Annotated in this window: 13 protein-coding genes; 5 read left to right on the top strand and 8 right to left on the bottom strand. The window is 37.8% G+C overall.

Going from position 1 to position 17,628, the window contains the following annotated elements; genetic code table 11:
• Positions 1-36: 36 nt before the first annotated feature.
• The 3 genes from ACFTQ7_RS07115 to ACFTQ7_RS07105 form a co-directional block, all read right to left on the bottom strand.
• On the bottom strand, positions 37-1,557 hold the full coding sequence (locus tag ACFTQ7_RS07115; RefSeq protein WP_386827905.1) for an NCS1 family transporter: 1,521 nt from the start codon (positions 1,555-1,557) through the stop codon (positions 37-39).
• Positions 1,558-1,793: 236 nt separating this feature from the next.
• Positions 1,794-3,056: an NAD-dependent dihydropyrimidine dehydrogenase subunit PreA gene (gene preA, locus ACFTQ7_RS07110; RefSeq protein WP_386827904.1), complete on the bottom strand. Its 1,263-nt coding sequence runs from the start codon at positions 3,054-3,056 to the stop codon at positions 1,794-1,796.
• Positions 3,057-3,117: 61 nt separating this feature from the next.
• On the bottom strand, positions 3,118-4,494 hold the full coding sequence (locus tag ACFTQ7_RS07105; RefSeq protein ID WP_386827903.1) for an NAD(P)-dependent oxidoreductase: 1,377 nt from the start codon (positions 4,492-4,494) through the stop codon (positions 3,118-3,120).
• A gap of 193 nt (positions 4,495-4,687) precedes the next feature.
• On the opposite strand from ACFTQ7_RS07105, the gene ACFTQ7_RS07100 reads away from it, so the two are divergent.
• Complete coding sequence (locus tag ACFTQ7_RS07100; RefSeq protein WP_386827902.1) at positions 4,688-4,888, top strand: hypothetical protein; 201 nt, start codon at positions 4,688-4,690, stop codon at positions 4,886-4,888.
• A 177-nt stretch (positions 4,889-5,065) separates the two neighbouring features.
• Here ACFTQ7_RS07100 and hydA read toward each other — a convergent pair whose 3' ends face one another.
• Together hydA and ACFTQ7_RS07090 are read right to left on the bottom strand one after the other, a co-directional pair.
• Complete coding sequence (gene hydA, locus ACFTQ7_RS07095) at positions 5,066-6,469, bottom strand: dihydropyrimidinase (RefSeq protein WP_386827901.1); 1,404 nt, start codon at positions 6,467-6,469, stop codon at positions 5,066-5,068.
• Positions 6,470-6,528: 59 nt separating this feature from the next.
• Positions 6,529-7,773: a Zn-dependent hydrolase gene (locus ACFTQ7_RS07090; protein WP_386827900.1), complete on the bottom strand. Its 1,245-nt coding sequence runs from the start codon at positions 7,771-7,773 to the stop codon at positions 6,529-6,531.
• A gap of 138 nt (positions 7,774-7,911) precedes the next feature.
• On the opposite strand from ACFTQ7_RS07090, the gene ACFTQ7_RS07085 reads away from it, so the two are divergent.
• Positions 7,912-9,081 carry a PucR family transcriptional regulator gene (locus ACFTQ7_RS07085; RefSeq protein WP_386827899.1) on the top strand — a complete coding sequence of 390 codons (1,170 nt, stop codon included), beginning with the start codon at positions 7,912-7,914 and terminating at the stop codon, positions 9,079-9,081.
• Positions 9,082-9,277: 196 nt separating this feature from the next.
• Here ACFTQ7_RS07085 and ACFTQ7_RS07080 read toward each other — a convergent pair whose 3' ends face one another.
• Positions 9,278-9,634, bottom strand: a complete 357-nt coding sequence (locus tag ACFTQ7_RS07080) for a DUF378 domain-containing protein (RefSeq protein WP_386827898.1) — start codon at positions 9,632-9,634, stop codon at positions 9,278-9,280.
• 578 nt (positions 9,635-10,212) lie between these two features.
• Here ACFTQ7_RS07080 and ACFTQ7_RS07075 point away from each other — a divergent pair.
• A complete protein-coding gene (locus ACFTQ7_RS07075; protein WP_386827897.1) occupies positions 10,213-12,021 on the top strand; it encodes a sensor domain-containing diguanylate cyclase in 1,809 nt (602 codons plus the stop codon).
• A 235-nt stretch (positions 12,022-12,256) separates the two neighbouring features.
• Positions 12,257-12,475 carry a hypothetical protein gene (locus ACFTQ7_RS07070; protein WP_386827896.1) on the top strand — a complete coding sequence of 73 codons (219 nt, stop codon included), beginning with the start codon at positions 12,257-12,259 and terminating at the stop codon, positions 12,473-12,475.
• Positions 12,476-12,886: 411 nt separating this feature from the next.
• Here ACFTQ7_RS07070 and dinG read toward each other — a convergent pair whose 3' ends face one another.
• On the bottom strand, positions 12,887-15,658 hold the full coding sequence (dinG, locus tag ACFTQ7_RS07065) for an ATP-dependent DNA helicase DinG (RefSeq protein WP_386827895.1): 2,772 nt from the start codon (positions 15,656-15,658) through the stop codon (positions 12,887-12,889).
• 614 nt (positions 15,659-16,272) lie between these two features.
• On the opposite strand from dinG, the gene ACFTQ7_RS07060 reads away from it, so the two are divergent.
• Positions 16,273-17,031, top strand: a complete 759-nt coding sequence (locus ACFTQ7_RS07060; protein WP_386827894.1) for a hypothetical protein — start codon at positions 16,273-16,275, stop codon at positions 17,029-17,031.
• Between the two features lie 213 nt (positions 17,032-17,244).
• Here the strand turns inward: ACFTQ7_RS07060 and panD are convergent, their stop codons facing one another.
• Positions 17,245-17,628, bottom strand: coding sequence for an aspartate 1-decarboxylase (panD, locus tag ACFTQ7_RS07055; protein ID WP_349660811.1), 384 nt, complete (start codon positions 17,626-17,628; stop codon positions 17,245-17,247).

Here is a 17,628-nt window from a genome sequence, read left to right as displayed (position 1 = left end):
CCTCACTTTTTTTGTGAATATCTTGGTGTTTAATTTTTATTCAGCACCTTTTATTTCTAACAGTGGATCTGGTTGTTCAACGCTGTCATCCTCATCTGGAACAACAGTTGGAGTTGGCATTTGTTGCTGCCCAAATAGTTCATCCAAATTGTGACCAACTGTAATTCCTAAATATTTTGCATCGCTTGGATCTTCAAGCTCAGCTTGAGGGTATTTTTTAAACCACCAATATTTCGCTAGTACATAATATACAAGTGCCCCTACAAAGAACCCTACTAATGAAGAATAAGTGGAGAATATATTTGCTATTGCACCACCAATAATCCAAGCAATTAAACCAGCTAAGTTAAAGCCGTTCCAATATTTAAATTGACCATCTAATTCATACAGTGCTTTTACATACACGCGGCGCTTACGTATTAAATAATAATCAGCATATAAAATACCAACGATGGCTGTTAGAATTCCTCCGATAATTAAAAGTGCATTGACTAATACATCAAATAAACTCCAAGGCTGTGCTAGGATACCAATGATTCCTGCAATAACAACTCCAACCCAAAACGGCACTTTTGGACCACCAACATTTGAGAAGATTGTTGCGGCTGGAATAACATTTGCAGAGGTGTTAGTTGACCATTGTGCTAACACAATCATTAACAGTAAAATGCCTAAAATAAAGCCACTTGCACTTTGCTGTAATGCATTGATTGGATCAGCTGAGGCAACAGCCATATAGCAAACAGCACCAATTGTCACAATGAAAGTATTTGTAATCGGCATAACGATTAATGAACCAACAAGCTGTGTTTTATTGCGTTTGAACCAATTGCGTTCATTTTTTGGTGCTTTAAAGAAGCGTGAAAGTGAAGGCATGTCGGCTGCTAGCGTCGACCAAAAGCCCATATTTGCCATGATCACTACCATAAATGCAGTGAAGGCCGTGAAACCTGTTGTTGGCGCTTCCACCCATGTCCAAATATTTTTCCCTTGTGCTACCGCAGTATCTGCCAGTGTATAATACATCCAGCAAGAAATTAAAATAATTACTGGTGCTGCCAAATCTGCAAAGCGTTCAATAGATTTAATACCTAGTGATGTATTAAATAACTGAAGTGCTGCAAAGACAATGAAACAAATAAACCAATTATCAAAATTAAAAAGTAAATTTAAAATACCGTTTATAGCTAATGCACCGAAATAAGTGTTCAGACCGAACCAACATGCAGCCGTTACACCGCGGACAAGTGACGGGATATGTGTGCCAAATGTACCGAATGGAGCACGCATATAAACCGGGAATGATAAGCCATGTTCAATGCCTATATCACCGATTAACGTCATAAATACACCGATTAAACAAGAGCCAATCAACGTTGCTAAAATCACCATCGGCAACGGCAAGTTTATGATTGCCGAGCCACCAATTGCAAAAGCAGCTAATACAATTGCCATACCTATCCAAATTACTGCAAAACCAAATGTTCCAATATTTCTTTGTTGATGTGTCACTGGAAGTAAATCTGGGGATTTTAAATAATTCCCTTCACGTTCCATCTAATCTCTCCTTCTTTTATCAAATTTCCGTGACAACTTACATGAGGTTATTCCTTCCTTCAACGTTGCTAAAGGAAGTTGGAATTTCAGTTATCTTCATTCGGCAAAGTACACCCACCTTAGAAGGTAATGAGATGAATACAGATATGGCTCCATTTAGTTAGTGTCCCAGCACATACGAATGAAGATTTAGCCTCCGAACACAATTACGTAAAGTCGAAATTGATTTTAGAGGATTACTTAGATAGACTACTAATCAGAGTTTGACGTTCATTCCAAGTCATAGGTGGAACTGTAGATGGACGTTCAACCATTGTAATAGCACCCTCTGCCGGACAAACGATTGAGCATAAATTACAGCCTACACAGTCCTCTTCTCGAACTTTCAGCATTTGGCGACCATTTTCTGTATATAAGTCGATACATTGATGCGATGTGTCCTCACATGCAATATGGCACTTGTTACAGTTAATGCAAACATCATTATTAATTTCAGCTACGATTTTATAATTTAAATCTAAGTCACCCCAATTAGAATATCTGGAAACTGAGCGACCTACTAAATCCATAACAGAGGCAATCCCTTTATCGTCTAAATAGTTATTGAGTCCATCAATCATATCCTCAACGATACTAAAACCGTGATGCATCGCTGCTGTACAAACTTGTACGCCCGTTGCTCCCATTAATATAAACTCAGCAGCATCTTGCCAGTTGGAAATACCACCAATACCCGAAATCGGAACATTGATTAATGGATTACGAGCACATTCTGCAACCATATTGAGTGCAATTGGTTTAACGGCCGGACCACAATAGCCACCATGCGCACCCTTTCCTGCTACATGAGGCACTGTATTCCATGTATCTAAGTCAACACCCGCTAAGCTGTTAATCGTATTAATCATACTAATCGCATCTGCTCCGCCTCTTGTGGCCGCTTCTGCTGTTACCGTTATGTCGGTAATATTTGGCGTTAGCTTCACTATTACTGGTGTTTTTGCTGCCTCTTTCACCCAATGCGTTTGCTTTTCCACCAATTCAGGTACTTGACCAGAGGCAGAGCCCATTCCTCGTTCTGCCATCCCATGTGGACACCCAAAGTTAAGCTCAAGACCATCAACACCCACATCTTCGACTCGTTTAACAATCTCATGCCATTTTTCTTGCTTAGGCTCCACCATTAAGGAAGCGATTATCGCGTGATCTGGAAACCTTTTTTTCGTTTCATAAATTTCTTTTAAATTTACCTCTAGCGGACGATCCGTAATCAGTTCAATATTATTGAAGCCCGCTACTCTTTGTCCGTTAAAGCTAACAGCTGCAAAGCGTGAAGAAACATTTAGAATCGGATCTCCCAACGTTTTCCAAACAGCACCACCCCATCCCTCTTCAAATGCGCGTTGTACTTGATAGCCTGAATTCGTTGGTGGTGCTGATGCTAGCCAAAATGGGTTCGGCGATTTGATGCCTGCTAAGTCAATGCGTAAGTCTGCCATATTAGTTCCTCCCTTATGCAATCTCACTTGGATTTCATAAAATCTGCATTCATCTCACCAACTATAGATGTGGGAGACTTCCGCTGAAAGAAGTTAAACGTTCATGGATCTTGTATGCTGCTTCTTTTCCTTGCTGTACAGCTGTTACGACCATCGCCTCGCCCTGGCCATTTCCGAAGACGACATCTCCACATGCAAATACTTTGTCATTCGAAGTTTGCATTGTCGTTTCATCAATATCGACAACGCCATTTGTATGCTGGAGCCCAAAAGCTTCAATCAGTGACACAAAACGTGTTTGCCCAATTGCCTTAATAACAGTATCCACTTCAATAATAAAATTGGAGCCTTCCACCTCTTCAGGCCTTTGTCGACCATCAGCACCCGCTTCACCGAGCTTCATTTTTACACATTCAATACCTACAACCTCACCTGACTCATTACCGACAATTTTTTTCGGTGCTGTCAGCCACTTAAACTCCACACCATCCTGCTTGGCAAATTCATATTCAAATTTGTACGCAGTCATTTCTTTTTGGGTTCTTCTGTAAAGAATTTGAACATTGTCAGCACCTAAGCGCATTGCACATGTAGCACCATCAATCGCGGTATTACCAGCACCAATGACAGCCACTCGCTTCCCAACAACATCTTTTGTAAGCGGTCCCATTTTTGTCTTTCTGATAAACTCTATCGCATCATGTACACCTTCTAAGCCTTCTCCTTCAATGCCTAGATTTGGAACAGCTCCCATACCAACTGCTAAAATAATACTGTCAAATTGCTCCAAGGTTTCTTCAGCAGAAATATCAACGCCGACAGTTGTGTTTGTTTTGATTTCTACGCCAAGCTTTTCAATCTGTTCAATTTCCCAATCAACGACTTCATTCGGTAAACGGAACGACACTATACCATAGTTACCTAAACCGCCAGCTTTTGCTTCAGCCTCATAGATTGTGACATGATAGCCAAAACGACTAAGTTCTCGAGCAGCCGATAAACCAGCGGGACCTGCACCAATTATCGCTACCTTCTGCCCATTACTTTGCCCTTGCTTAAATAGCTGAGCATTCGTTTCCATTGCCCAATCTGTTGCATAGCGCTGTAGCTCTCCAATTTTAATTGGCTTTGTTGAGGAATTTAACACACACGCCCCTTCACATAGTTCCTCCGTTGGACAAACCCTTGCACAGCTTGCACCAATTGGATTTGCTTCTAATATAGTCGTAGCAGAGCCCTTCATATTACCAGAAGCAATTTTTTTTATGAAATTCGGTATTTGAATACTCGTTGGACAAGCTTTAATACATGGTGCATCGTAGCAATAAAGGCAGCGATTTGATTCCTCAATTGCCTCATTCTTTGTCATCCTGCTAGTCAATTCCATAAAATTACGTTTTAACTGTTGGGACATTGTATTTTCTTGATTCAGAACCATTTCCACATCCCCCTCATGTGTTCATTTTTCCTTCATATAATGGCTCGTCACCAAAACGAGTGGTTGATTTCTGTTCCGGCTAGGCGCTTTGTTGTTGTTGCTGTCGCTACGCTTTCGCACAGATAAAACATTTGCTGTCGCTACGCTTTCGCACAGAAAATATCCGCTGCGCTGCAGGGTCTCGGGCCAACAGATGTTTTTTGCGCGAAAGCGTATTGCTAACGTAGCGACAGCAGAGGATTTTGATTGTGCGAAAGCGCAGCGACAGCAACAGCACGATGTTGGTCACGAAGGCGTTTTCACAGGACGTGATGGTTTTAGCCTTTGTTCCTCTTTCGCTGATCCCCAAGGAGTCGCCAGCCTTCACTTCAATCAACCTATATACATGGCATAAGCTTGAACATATGTCATCCATAACTTTTGGTGATGAGCTTTATTAATTACACTATTGAATAAAGAGCTACATTCAACATTCACCCCACCATTAATAAAGGAAGATAGTCTTCAGTAGCTAAATGAAGATATTACGAGACCGATTGCTCTGTTCTCCACCAAAGCAATCGGTCATAAGCTAAATATTAAGTGCTTCTGCAGCAGTTGTTTTTAATGGGCGTTTTATATATTGCCCACTACCTAGTACACCAACAAATTCTTTATTTTTAATGACATATTCCCCACGAACTAGTACACTTACTGGTTCACCTGTTACTTCCCATCCTTCATATGGGTTGTAATCAACGTTCATATGATGGGTTTTAGCCGAAATTTCTCGTTTTACCTCTGGATCAAAAATAACGATATCGGCATCGGAACCGATTGCAATCGTTCCTTTTTGTGGGAATAAGCCAAATATTTTTGCTGCACTTGTGGAAATCATATCGACAAACTCATTGATAGAAATTTTCCCTTTTACTACACCTTCTGAATATAAAATGCTGAAACGGTCTTCGATAAAAGGCCCTCCGTTAGGAATTTTTGAAAAATCATTTAATCCTAACTGTTTTTTACCTTTGAAACTAAACGAGCATTGATCAGAGCCAATTGTTTGTAGTTGTTTTGCTTTTAGAGCATTCCATAAATGATCCTGATGGTATTTCGGGCGAAGTGGTGGGGACCAAACATATTTTGCCCCCTCAAAACCAGGTTGTGCCAAAGCAGATTGATCCAAAGTTAAATATGGTGGACATGTTTCACCGTAGACGTTATAACCCTTTTCACGCGCAGCAATAATCTCATCTACTGCCTCTTTACAAGTTACATGTACTACATAAAGGGTAGCGCCAGCAATATGGGCTAACTCGATTGCACGTTTTGTCGCTTCGCCTTCTAATTCTGCTGGGCGAGTGAGCGCATGATAAATCGGCTCTTTATGACCTGCACGTCGCGCCTCTTCCACAAGCTCATCAATAACAGAACCATTTTCACAGTGCACCATAACAACAGCACCGAGGTCCTTTGCTATTTTAAAAGCTTTAAAAAGGGTGCGATCGGTTGCTTGAAATTCTTTCGCATAAGCCATAAACACCTTTACAGAAGTAATGCCCTCCTGCTCTAAAATTTGCGGCAATTCAGCTTCTGTTTCAGGAGTTAAATCACCAATCATTAAGTGGAATCCATAGTCGATAGCTGATTTCCCCTTCGCCTTGTCATGCCACTTTTCAACTGCAACTGAAAGTTTTTCTTCGCCAGCCGTTAAGCAGAAGTCCAAAATAGTAGTCGTCCCACCAAATGCCGCTGCAATGGTACCAGATTTCCAATCATCATCAGTCACAGTATTGTTAAATGGCATATCTAAATGAGTATGAGGATCAATCCCACCTGGCATCACGATTTTACCAGTAGCATCAATAATTTCTGCGCCCACTTCGGATAAATCTTTACCCATTTGAACAATTTTTCCGTTTTCAATTAAAATATCTGCCTCAAAAACATCTGCAGCTGTTGCTACTCGTCCACCTTTAATAATTTTTTTCATTCTGCCCCTCACCCTTCGTAAAATAATGGAGAATGCTCAATTAATTCATAAAACCTACCTTAATGTAACGTGTAGGTCTCCCCCATACTGAACTTTGTTTGCAGTGTCAACACTGTTTCAAGTAATACATCTGCTCCTTTCGCACAATCCTCAAACGTTGTTTCCTCTTCCTCACAATGACTCTTACCATTAATACTAGGTACGAAAATCATCGCTGATGGAACAATACTTGCCATATATTGCGCATCATGTCCCGCTCCGCTAAACATTCGATGAGCAGTATAGCCGAAGCTCTGACAAGCCATTGCCACTTCATTACAAATATGAGTATCAAAATAAACTGTATCTCTCCCCCAAAGCTTAACTGGCTTAATGTTACAGCCCATATCCTCTGTAGGAAGATGTTTCAGTATATCTTCAACTTTTTGCATAATCTCTGGTTTTTGATGACGTGAATCAATCGTAAACGTCACTTTGTTCGGTATAACGGTATGGATATTTGGAGATACATTCATTCGACCAAAAGTAAATACTAACTGTTCATCAATTTTTCCGAGTTCTTCATGTAAATACGTAATGATTTTTGAAGTTACGATCATCGGATCTTGACGCATTGTCATCGGTGTCGTTCCAGCATGATTGGACTGCCCTGTAACCGTAATTTCATAGCAAACCATTCCTAATACACCTTCAACAACTCCTATTTCAAGTTGCTTCGCCTCTAGAACAGGTCCTTGCTCAATATGCAATTCGATATAAGCAAGAGCATCCTTTAAACGATTTTCTTGATCTCCTTCATACCCACTCGCTCGCAGCGCTTCTTTGAAACTAGTGCCATTCTTGTCGACAGATTGCAGCATTTTTTCTTTTTCAAATTTAGATGAAATGACACCAGAGCTCATCATTGCTGGATCAAAACGAGCGCCTTCTTCATTCGTAAAATTAACAATCATTATTGGGATATCTAGTTCAATCTCGTTTTCCTTTAACGTTCTAATGGCTTCTATAGCCGTTAAAACGCCTAATACACCATCAAATTTCCCACCCTTTTCAACGGAATCTAAATGCGACCCCATAACAATTGGAGCGACATCCTTTTTCCCAGGGAGAATAGCATAAATATTACCCATATCATCGACTTTGATGTCCATTCCTAATTCATCACAACACTCACAAAAATAGTTTCTTGCGAGTACATCCTCATTCGAAAGAGACAAACGAGTTACGCCACCATTTTCGGTAGCTCCAAATTGACTAAATTGTTCAATTAACTCTTGCAATCGTCTACTATTACACTTATACATATGCAATTCCTCTCTTTCACAGTAGTTATTCACATTCTATAAAAGATAAAAATTATGAGATATAGCTAGCAAACTAAAAAAATATGTGCATCTGCACATAATATATGGTAAGTTATGTTCATAATAAGGGGGGAAGAAATGGGGACAATTCGCAAAATTGTAGAGGGAGTTCAATTCCCAATGCTAACATTAGTAGCTGGACATAACGGAACGTATCGAAGAGTTACAGGGATTAACGTAGTAGAAAGCATCGATTTAATTATGTTTTGTAGACCTAATGAATTAGTCGTTACTACAGGTATTAATTTATCTTCTGGAGGAGATTCCTTAGAGCAGCTTGTAAAACTAGCGTTCTCTAAAAAGGTAGCAGGTTTTATCATTAATACTGGTCCATATATTCCAAAAATACCAGATTCAGTCATCTCTTTTGCTAACGAATATGATTTCCCTATTTTTCTCATGCCATGGAATTATCGAATAGCCGATCTATTAAAAACAACATTTCAATTTATTGCCAATCACCATCAAGAGCTGTCTATCGAAGAAAAGGTTCTTTATAACTTACTTTTTCACTACAAACAAAACGCCAACTATATTAAGGATCAATTAGCACTACTAGGATTTCCACAAAGTAGAGAACTAGCCATCATTTCATGTACAACACATAGTGTACAAGCTAACATTGACCGTTACGAGGTCATGATCCAATTTGCATTTCAAAATAGATATAAACGCTTCTTAAAACTAAAGCATAAAAATCACCTCATCTTTTTAATCGACAAAGCACAAATCAATACACCTAATACTCCCTTCTCAAAAATTGTTGAAGAAATTTACGACAAAATTACACAAAAAAATGGTTACTTAGATATTATTATTGGTAAAGGAAATTTTCATAAAGAGCTTGAAAATGTTCGCAAAAGCTATGATGAGTCATTAACAGTAATCCAATTAGCAAAGCTTCATAACAACCGCTTCCTATATAAATATAAAGAAATTGGTGCCTATAAAATTATTATGGCTGTGCAAAATCAAACATTGATCAAATCATATAGCCAAGATATTTTAGGTCAGCTTTATCGCTATGATGAATTGCATAACACAGATTACGTACAATTTTTACGCATTTTTCTCGAGGAGAATGGTAGTACTCGTAGGATAAGTGAACGACAATTTATTCATCGCAACACAGTACTTTATAAACTAAAAAAAATAGAGACTCTTTTAGATATGGACCTAAGTAATCCATTTACAAAAACAAATCTCTATATCGCATTTTTGATTGAAGATATATTGGCACACCAATAAATAGTCAGCATAAGACTTCCTTTTTGAGCAATCCATCGCCCAATCCTTCGCCTTTCTAAGTAATAGCTAATATCCACTTCACTATCCTTCATAGCCACGAACAAAAAACCCCCGTAAAATTTAGATTGATGTCTAACTTTTACGGGCAGTTCACATTGTTCATAAGTTTTTTGGAGTAATATCATTAAACTAGGAGTTATTTTCTGTTATGGTGTTTATTTTTGCTATGTGAATCCTTTTTTTCTTCTTTTAGCACATCCATTGTTTTGAATGCAGTAAAATCTTCTTCATCACCAATCTCCATGCCATAGCTTGGATTCCTGTCTATGCGCGTATGAGGATCAAGGTCTTCATCCTCATCAAATCGCATAATTAGAATCGGAATAGATATTAGCCCTGCTAACCCGACAATAGCATAAATCCATCGAGACAAAACTGCTGTTTGTCCACCGAATAAATAGGCAACTAAATCAATTCTAAAGAATCCTATAAGTCCCCAGTTGATTGCTCCAATTATGACTAACACTAGAGCGACTCTATATACTACGCTCACGTTTACACCTCCCTTATTTGTAAATACGAAGCCAGTTATACACTTGAAGTTCATTCTTCACATGTATGAAAAGCGTCGTCATTGCAAAAAAACTGTCATAACAAGCGAGAAAACAACAAATACTTATTGTAATTAAAACGCTCATTTTGACGGTCTTATTTTTAGCAATAACCGTTGTTTTATACAAAGTGCATAGCAGGCTACAAACAAAAGGAATGCTAGTGAATCATATATAATAAATTGCTTTTAATGGCTTAGCAGCATAACTAAATCCCACGTATTACCTATATATAATAGCTCTTCAGCTGAATGTAGTTCATTGAATTCCTGAATTTTTCGTGTTCATTCTTGCTCTTATGGTCTTTGATAATCAAGGAATCCTAACCAATCTATCTTCCTTCGGTACCAATTCATGTAATTTTTTATTTTAAACCTTTATTCCGCACTTAAAAATCCTAAATATAGAATAAAGTGTGATATATTTACATAACACTCTATTTTTACAGCACTCTACTTAACTTTTCATCAGCATCCTTACAAATGACTGAAGAAAGGGATTGAGATAGGAGAAAGATTGAATGATGAAAAATAAAATTAAGAAATCCAAGCTGTTATTTTATTTTTTTATCGTACTTATATTTACTTTTACACTATTCAGCTTACCAGGTCATGCTGAAGAACTATCTGAACCTATTCTATTAGGAAAACATTATGATATTTTTCGTGACCCTTCAAAAAAAATTACAATAGAAGATTTATTAAGTGGGACATATAACAAATCATTTGTCGCTAGTAAGGACGATTATGTATTTTTTGGGCATACGAATGATACAATTTGGCTTCGATTGGATACTAAAAAAATACTAAAAGATAAACAGGAGTCTTACTGGTTAGAGGTAACAGACAAACTAGATAGCATTGAAATGTATTTAGTGAAAGAAGATGGCTCCTATCGTGTTCAAAAAAGAGGAATATCAAATGTGGACGATCAAAACATTCATTATCGTTCGAATTTATTTCAAATCCAAGAACCATCCGTCAAAGAAATTTATTTAAAATTAGATGGAGAATTACCATTAAGTTCAATTTCTTTTCTTTTTGCAACGGATAGCTTCATCAATAAGATTATTGACTATAAATATTTAACAGGAATGTTTTATGGGTTCTTATTAGCTTTATTAATTTACAATTTATTTTTATTCTTTTCGTTAAAAGAAAAGGCTTACTTTTACTATGTTTTGTATATGTTTAGTTTTATCCTCTATCAGGCTACATTGAATTCTTTAGATATTGAGCTATTAGGACAATTTTTGCCTAAATTGTTTTTTATAAAATCCTCCGCTATAAGTGGGAATCTTTTACTTTTTTTTATGATTCTATTTTGTAAAGAGTTTCTTGAACTTAAAAAATATTTACCTCGATTCCACAATTTCGGAAATTTACTATTATGGGGCACTGTACTTTCTTTAATTGCTTCATTCATTATCCCTGATGTGGCAATTACTAATAATGTCACAATTATTTTGGCTGTAGTTGTCTTTATTTTCCTTTGGTTATCAGGAATTATTGTATTGTTAAAAGGTCAGAAAATGGCTAGATATTATATGGTAGGTTGGACTGTTTTACTTGGTTCTATCATTGTGCAAGCATTGGCTTTTTTAAGTATAATTCCATTCCATCCAGTTATATTTGAGGAAGTTCCTGCAGTTGGTGCTATTTTTGAGTCTATATTTTTGTCATTAGCATTAGGTGATAAAATCAATATTATTAAAAAAGAGACTCAGGAAATACAACAAATCCTAAATGAAACACTCGAATATAAAGTTAAAGAACGAACACAAGAGCTAGAAAGAGCTAAACTTGAGCTTGAAAAATTAGCAAATACCGATCGACTTACTCAAGTTCCAAATCGTGTAAGGTTAGATTACGTGTTAGAAGAAGCATTTGAACAAGCTCAACATCATGAGACCACGTTTTCTATTATTCTACTAGATATTGATTATTTTAAAGAAGTCAATGATGAGTTTGGCCATCAAGTAGGAGACTTAGTTTTAATGAACGTAGCCCAGATATTACAAAATACGATTCGAGAGCAAGATACAGTTGGAAGATGGGGTGGTGAGGAGTTTTTAGTTATTTGCCCTCAAACTACACTCGATGAGGCTGTTAAGATTTCTGAAAAAATTCGTCAACAATTAGAAAATTATCAATTCCCTATTGTGCAGCGAAAAACTAGTAGCTTCGGCGTAACTAGCTATGTAAATGGAGATACACGAAATACATTATTATCAAGATGTGATAAAGCGTTATATCAAGCAAAAGAACGAGGCAGAAACTGTGTTGAATTTTTAATAGATGATGTCAATGACAAGATTTCTTGTACGTAATAGATCACTCATTCTGAGTGGTCTATTTATTTAACTAAAGAACTTCACTACATTGAATAACAATTTCACTTCACACTGACATTGGTCCAGATGCCAATTGAAGTGTATCTGTAATGGCAATTTTAGGCGCAATACAAAATCGCCCTTTGCAAAAATCCCAAACCTGTGTCTTAGTCTAAGCCACTTCATTGATTGAACATAGCCTATACTATATCAATTGAAGGGAGTTATAAAAATGGTAAATCCAATGCGTTTTGATGATGGACGCCGATTTTCTCCAGGCATGGGCCAATTCGGAAGACCTTTTTTCCCAGGGAGACCATTCTTCCCAGGAAGACCGTTTTTCCCTGTTAGCCCATTTTTTCCAGTAAGCCCGTTTTTCCCAATAAGCCCGTTTTTCCCGTTTGGAAGACCGTTTTTCCCCGGCTTTAGACCTGGTTTCCGTAGATGGTAGGAATTCTTTTTTGAACTACCGGTTTATTAGACAAAAATTTAAAACAAAGCTATAGAACTAGACTTTGTAAAAGCCCAAGAGAAGATACAAAAGATTCTATAGCAATTATTAGTAGAAAGATCAATAACATTACTGATGAAGGTATGATGATTACGGGATGTCTAGTCCTTTCGGCAGACCAAAGAAGTTTTATAACAGCAACTAGCCCCCGCAAACGTCGAGGGCTTTTTTAATGAGTAAATCTTATTCTCTGCTTGCAGACTATATAGCTCAGGATCTCTGTTTTCTACTTTATATCCGCTCGAGTCACCTGGCTTTTACTTTCTTCAAAATTCGCTCAGGTAGCCTTACTTTTGGGATAAATCCCACCAAAAAAATCCCTTTTAGCAAAACTACTAAAAGGGATTTCAACTATTTCTGCCAATTATTAAGTTCCTTTAACAACTCCGGTAGCTGCAATTTCTTCACATCAATCGGTGGTAATGCCTTAACAAATTCCTTGCCGTACGACTTTGTTGAAATACGGCGGTCCAAAACTATAAAGGCTCCTTTATCCTGTGATGAACGGATTAAACGACCAAAGCCCTGTTTAAAACGCATGATGGCTTCTGGTAATGAAAGCTCATTGAAAGAATTGCGACCTTGTGCGGTAATATGTTTTGCTCGCGCTTTAAATACAGGCTCTTCCGGTGAAGAGAACGGCAGGCGTACAACGATCACCGATGCAAGAGCATCACCCGGAACGTCTACACCCTCCCAGAAGCTGTTTGTACCAAAAAGAACGGCATGGCTAAACTTTTGGAATGATTTCAGAATTCGCATACGGCTACCACCCGTAACTCCTTGTGCAAAGAGCATATAGTCATCAAGGAGTTCACTATCTTGAATAAGCTCCACTGTTTTTCGAAGCATGTCCTGAGCGGTAAATAGGACAAAGCAACGTCCTTCAGTCATTCTCACGGTACGTGTAATTGCATGAGCAACCGCTTCAATATATTCGTCCTGAGTCACATGTTGAATTTCAGGCATATCGGTGACAATAAATGCCTTCGCACCTGCATAATAGGATGGTGGTGCTTGGAGCTTTATTACTTGCACACTATTAGAAATACCAAGTTGACTCGTTACAAAACGCTCATTACCTGGCACCGTTAAAGTACCTGAAGTCCACACAATACTTGCCTGCTTACGAAGAGGCGTAAGTACTTTTTCAATGATAGATGTGACATTAACAGGCTTTTTATAGACGTGTATGCTGCCAGGAACGCTCCTTACATCAAATTCTAGCCATACTGAATTATCATCCTGTGACGATAGGAAAATTTCTTCCCATTCCGCGATTTTTACTTTTAATTCACGAATCCAATAATGCCACTCAGATAAAATAAAGAGTTCATTTTTATCTAATTGTTCAATATTATTTTCAAAGGACTGCCCTACTTCTGTAGCAAGATCAAGCCATTGTTGTGTAAGCTTACTCACTTGTAGAAGCGGTTCTTTTGCTAGCGTTACATCCTCTAAAAACAAAGTACATTTACTACTAGCTTGCTTCCCTTTTATTTGTTGCTGCATTTTTTGTACAGCCCGTTGCATAGTTTCATCGAATGTCCGTTGTAGACGTATAAATTGTGCATCTAGTCGCTGTAAACTTTGCATAGAAACACGGTGTTTTTTCTTAGCGGCCTGACTAAATTGCTGGAACAAAGCAGTTTCCTCTATCGTTCCGATTTGGCCGAAAATGTACTTCCACTGCGTATAGGAGAAGACAACTTCATCTTGCTGCATAGCAGATTGTATAAATTGATGTGCTTCGTCAATGATCCATCCGTCAATTTGTGTAAATATTGGTGTTTGACGGACTAAATCACTGAGTACCATAGAATGATTCGTTACAATACAATCAGCAAATTCACTATTTTTTAACGCTTGCTCATAAAAATCAAAGCCCTTTGAAGGTTTTTCATCAGGCATTTTACGGATTTTCTCTAAAAATAGTTGCCCGCCCCCTGATACATTGAGCTCACTTAGCACACCTGTTTCAGTTTTAGTCAGCCAGACAAGAATTTGCAAAATCGTAAATGTATCATCATAAGTCTCATCAGCATATGCCATACATTGCTCAAAGCGTGCAACATCAATATAATGCTGCATTCCCTTAAGCACAGCGATATTTACTTTTGTGCCAAGGATTTTTTCAATCTTTGGTAGCTCTTCCTCAACAAGTTGCTCCTGCAAGTGTGACGTATACGTGCTAATCGCAATTTTTTTATCGACTGCTCGAGCATACAAAATCGCTGGAAGTAGATAGCCTGCTGTTTTACCAATACCTGTTGAGGCCTCTATAACGCATTCCCTTTTGTCATTGAGTGCTTGCCAAATCGTGTCCATCATCTCGAATTGCGCTGGTCGTTGCTCAAAATTCGACATTGCTTTTGTCATTAATGTTGTTTTGTCAGCTGCTGTTTGTGGATATGATACAACCTCTGCATGATTTGTATACTTTTTTCGTCCATCACAAATAGCCAAATTGCGGTAGTAGGAGACATTCTCATTAGCAGTTACATGCTGTCGTTTAATTTGAAGAGCCTCGAAGAAAAGCTGAGATAAATTTGACTTCAATCTGAATGAACGTTTATGCATTTGTTCTAGGGTTAGCTGAGGGAGACTGAGTAACTCCTTCCAGCATCGTTTAAAGAGCTCCGCTGTTGCACGGGCATCGTCATCTGCTCGGTGTGCATTTGTAAGCTCTATATTTAAATCTGCCGCTAAATCACCTAACTTAAAGCCAAGTGACATTGGGAACAAAATTTTGGCAAGCTCAACCGTGTCCATCTTTTTACCCTGCCATTTTGATAAACCCGCACGCTTGAACTCTGCTTGTAAAAAGGATAAGTCAAAATCTGCATTATGCGCGACGAATACACAATCGGCAAGCAGTTCATATATGTAGTCGGCATGTGCCTCAAACGGCAAGGCATCCTTTACATCCTCATCCGTAATATGCGTTAAATCCTGAATGAAAATTGGAATAGCTTTACCTGGATAAATAAACTTCGTATACGTTTGTTCAATTTCCCAATCTTTCATTATAACAATTGCTATTTGAATCATTCGGTCCCCATTTGCCGGTGAATGACCGGTCGTCTCTAAATCAACAATTGCATACTTTTGACTTTCCATCATACATCTCAACTCACAGTTCACATTAGATAGATGAATTTTATCATATATTTGGCTCAGCGGCATCCCTTCACCATTGTTGATTGTTCATAAAAAAAGACTTCTGAACGATTATCAGGATTCACAGTAAGAATTTTCAAATTAATATATAATATCTGTTAAAGACGTGGCCCATCACCATAACGTGTGGTTGATTTCCGTTCCGACTGGGCGCTTTGTAGCTGTCGCTTTGCTTTCGCTACAGAAAACATTTGCTGCTGACGCTTCGCTTTCGCGCAGAGCAGAGCTTCCTGGGGGCGTCCGATGAGCCGCTTGGGGCAACAGGATGTTGGTCACGAAGGCGTTATCACAGGACGTGATGCTCTTAGCCTTCGTTCCTTTATGTGCTCGCTCCAGGGTCTCGGGCCAACACGATGTTGGTCACGAAGGCGTTATCACAGGACGTGATGGTTTTAGCCTTCGTTCCCCTTTCGCTGATCCCCAAGGAGTCGCCCAGCCTCCACTCCAATCAACTTATATACAAGGCGACGTCTTTACAAATGGCATCCACAACTTATGGTTATGAGCCAAAAACCTAAAATTTAAAAGGTACAATTAAAAGGGGGTATACTTCAGAAATGAAACAAATTTTTGCATATGAAAATATAGAACAATATCATAATAATATACAACCAACTCAATATTTTATTGAAAAATTAGAGAATTATCGTCAACTATTAGAAAAAGAATATGACCTCCATGATATCCCTAAGGCGATTGTATGGACTTCAGAAGAAATTGCGACAAACATCTTTTCAACTGTACCTATTCCTGCTTATACAAATAAAGATATTATCTATATGAACCCGAACCTTGAGGATTGGAGACAGTTATTTTTAAGACAATTAGAAGGTCTACAACATGTTGAAATTGAGGAATACTATAAAACGATTAGCAATGATCATATTTTTTGCATTTTAGCCCATGAACTAACACATCATTCGGATTTATTTCTCGATGAATTTGATGATGATCGACTGGATAGCATTTGGTTTGAAGAAGGGATGTGCGAATATTTATCAAAAAAATTAACTCTCAATGAAAATCAATTCGATGAAATTGCAAAGAAAGAATTAGAATTGATTCATTTGTTTAAAGATAAATACGGTAAACATTTATTAGATGATTTTGGTACTGCTAGTTATGAAGCAAAAAATTTAACGAGTATTATGTATGACTACTGGCGTAGCTTCCAAACCATCAAATACTTAGTTGAGGAACGTTCAAATAACAATATACATCTTGTATTTGAAGTCTATCATCGCTGGCACAAAGAAGGTAGGAAGGTATCGTTAACGCAATATTTTAATTTGGACAACTTTCTAAATTCTCTATAGTGTTCATAGGAAATCAATGAAACACAGATCTTTCATTTCAAATCTATGATACGCCTTTTCTTTAACATTTTTTGACATAATAAAAAGTGTACATCACCTAATTATTCCTCGGCATAATGGCGTCCGAAGGCTTTAATTTAGTAATGTACACTTTCAAATTTGATGAATTCAATCATCTTATAAAAAAATTATCAAGTAGCCACTTTTATCACACTACATCACTGTTGCTTCTGGCTCAAAGGCAATCATTTCTTTAATTGAATTACCCTCGCCCATAATAGCTACTGTTGGCTTATGATCTTTTGCCTCTTCGTTATCTACATACACGTAAGAAATAATAATTACAATATCTCCACGTTGTACTAGGCGTGCTGCTGCTCCATTCACACAAATAACGCCTGATCCACGTTCCCCTGCAATAATATACGTTTCAAAGCGTGCGCCATTATTGTTATTAACGATATGCACCTTTTCGTTTGGTAGCATTCCTACTGCATCTAAAATATCCTCATCAATCGTAATAGAACCAACATAGTTTAAATCTGCTTGTGTCACTGTAGCTCGGTGGATTTTACTGTTCATCATCATTCGTAACAT

This window comes from Lysinibacillus sp. NPDC056959 (assembly GCF_042674095.1).
GTDB lineage: Bacteria > Bacillota > Bacilli > Bacillales_A > Planococcaceae > Lysinibacillus > Lysinibacillus zambalensis.
The sequence above is the reverse complement of the archived record's forward strand: the minus strand, read 5'-3'. Positions and strand labels throughout refer to the sequence as shown.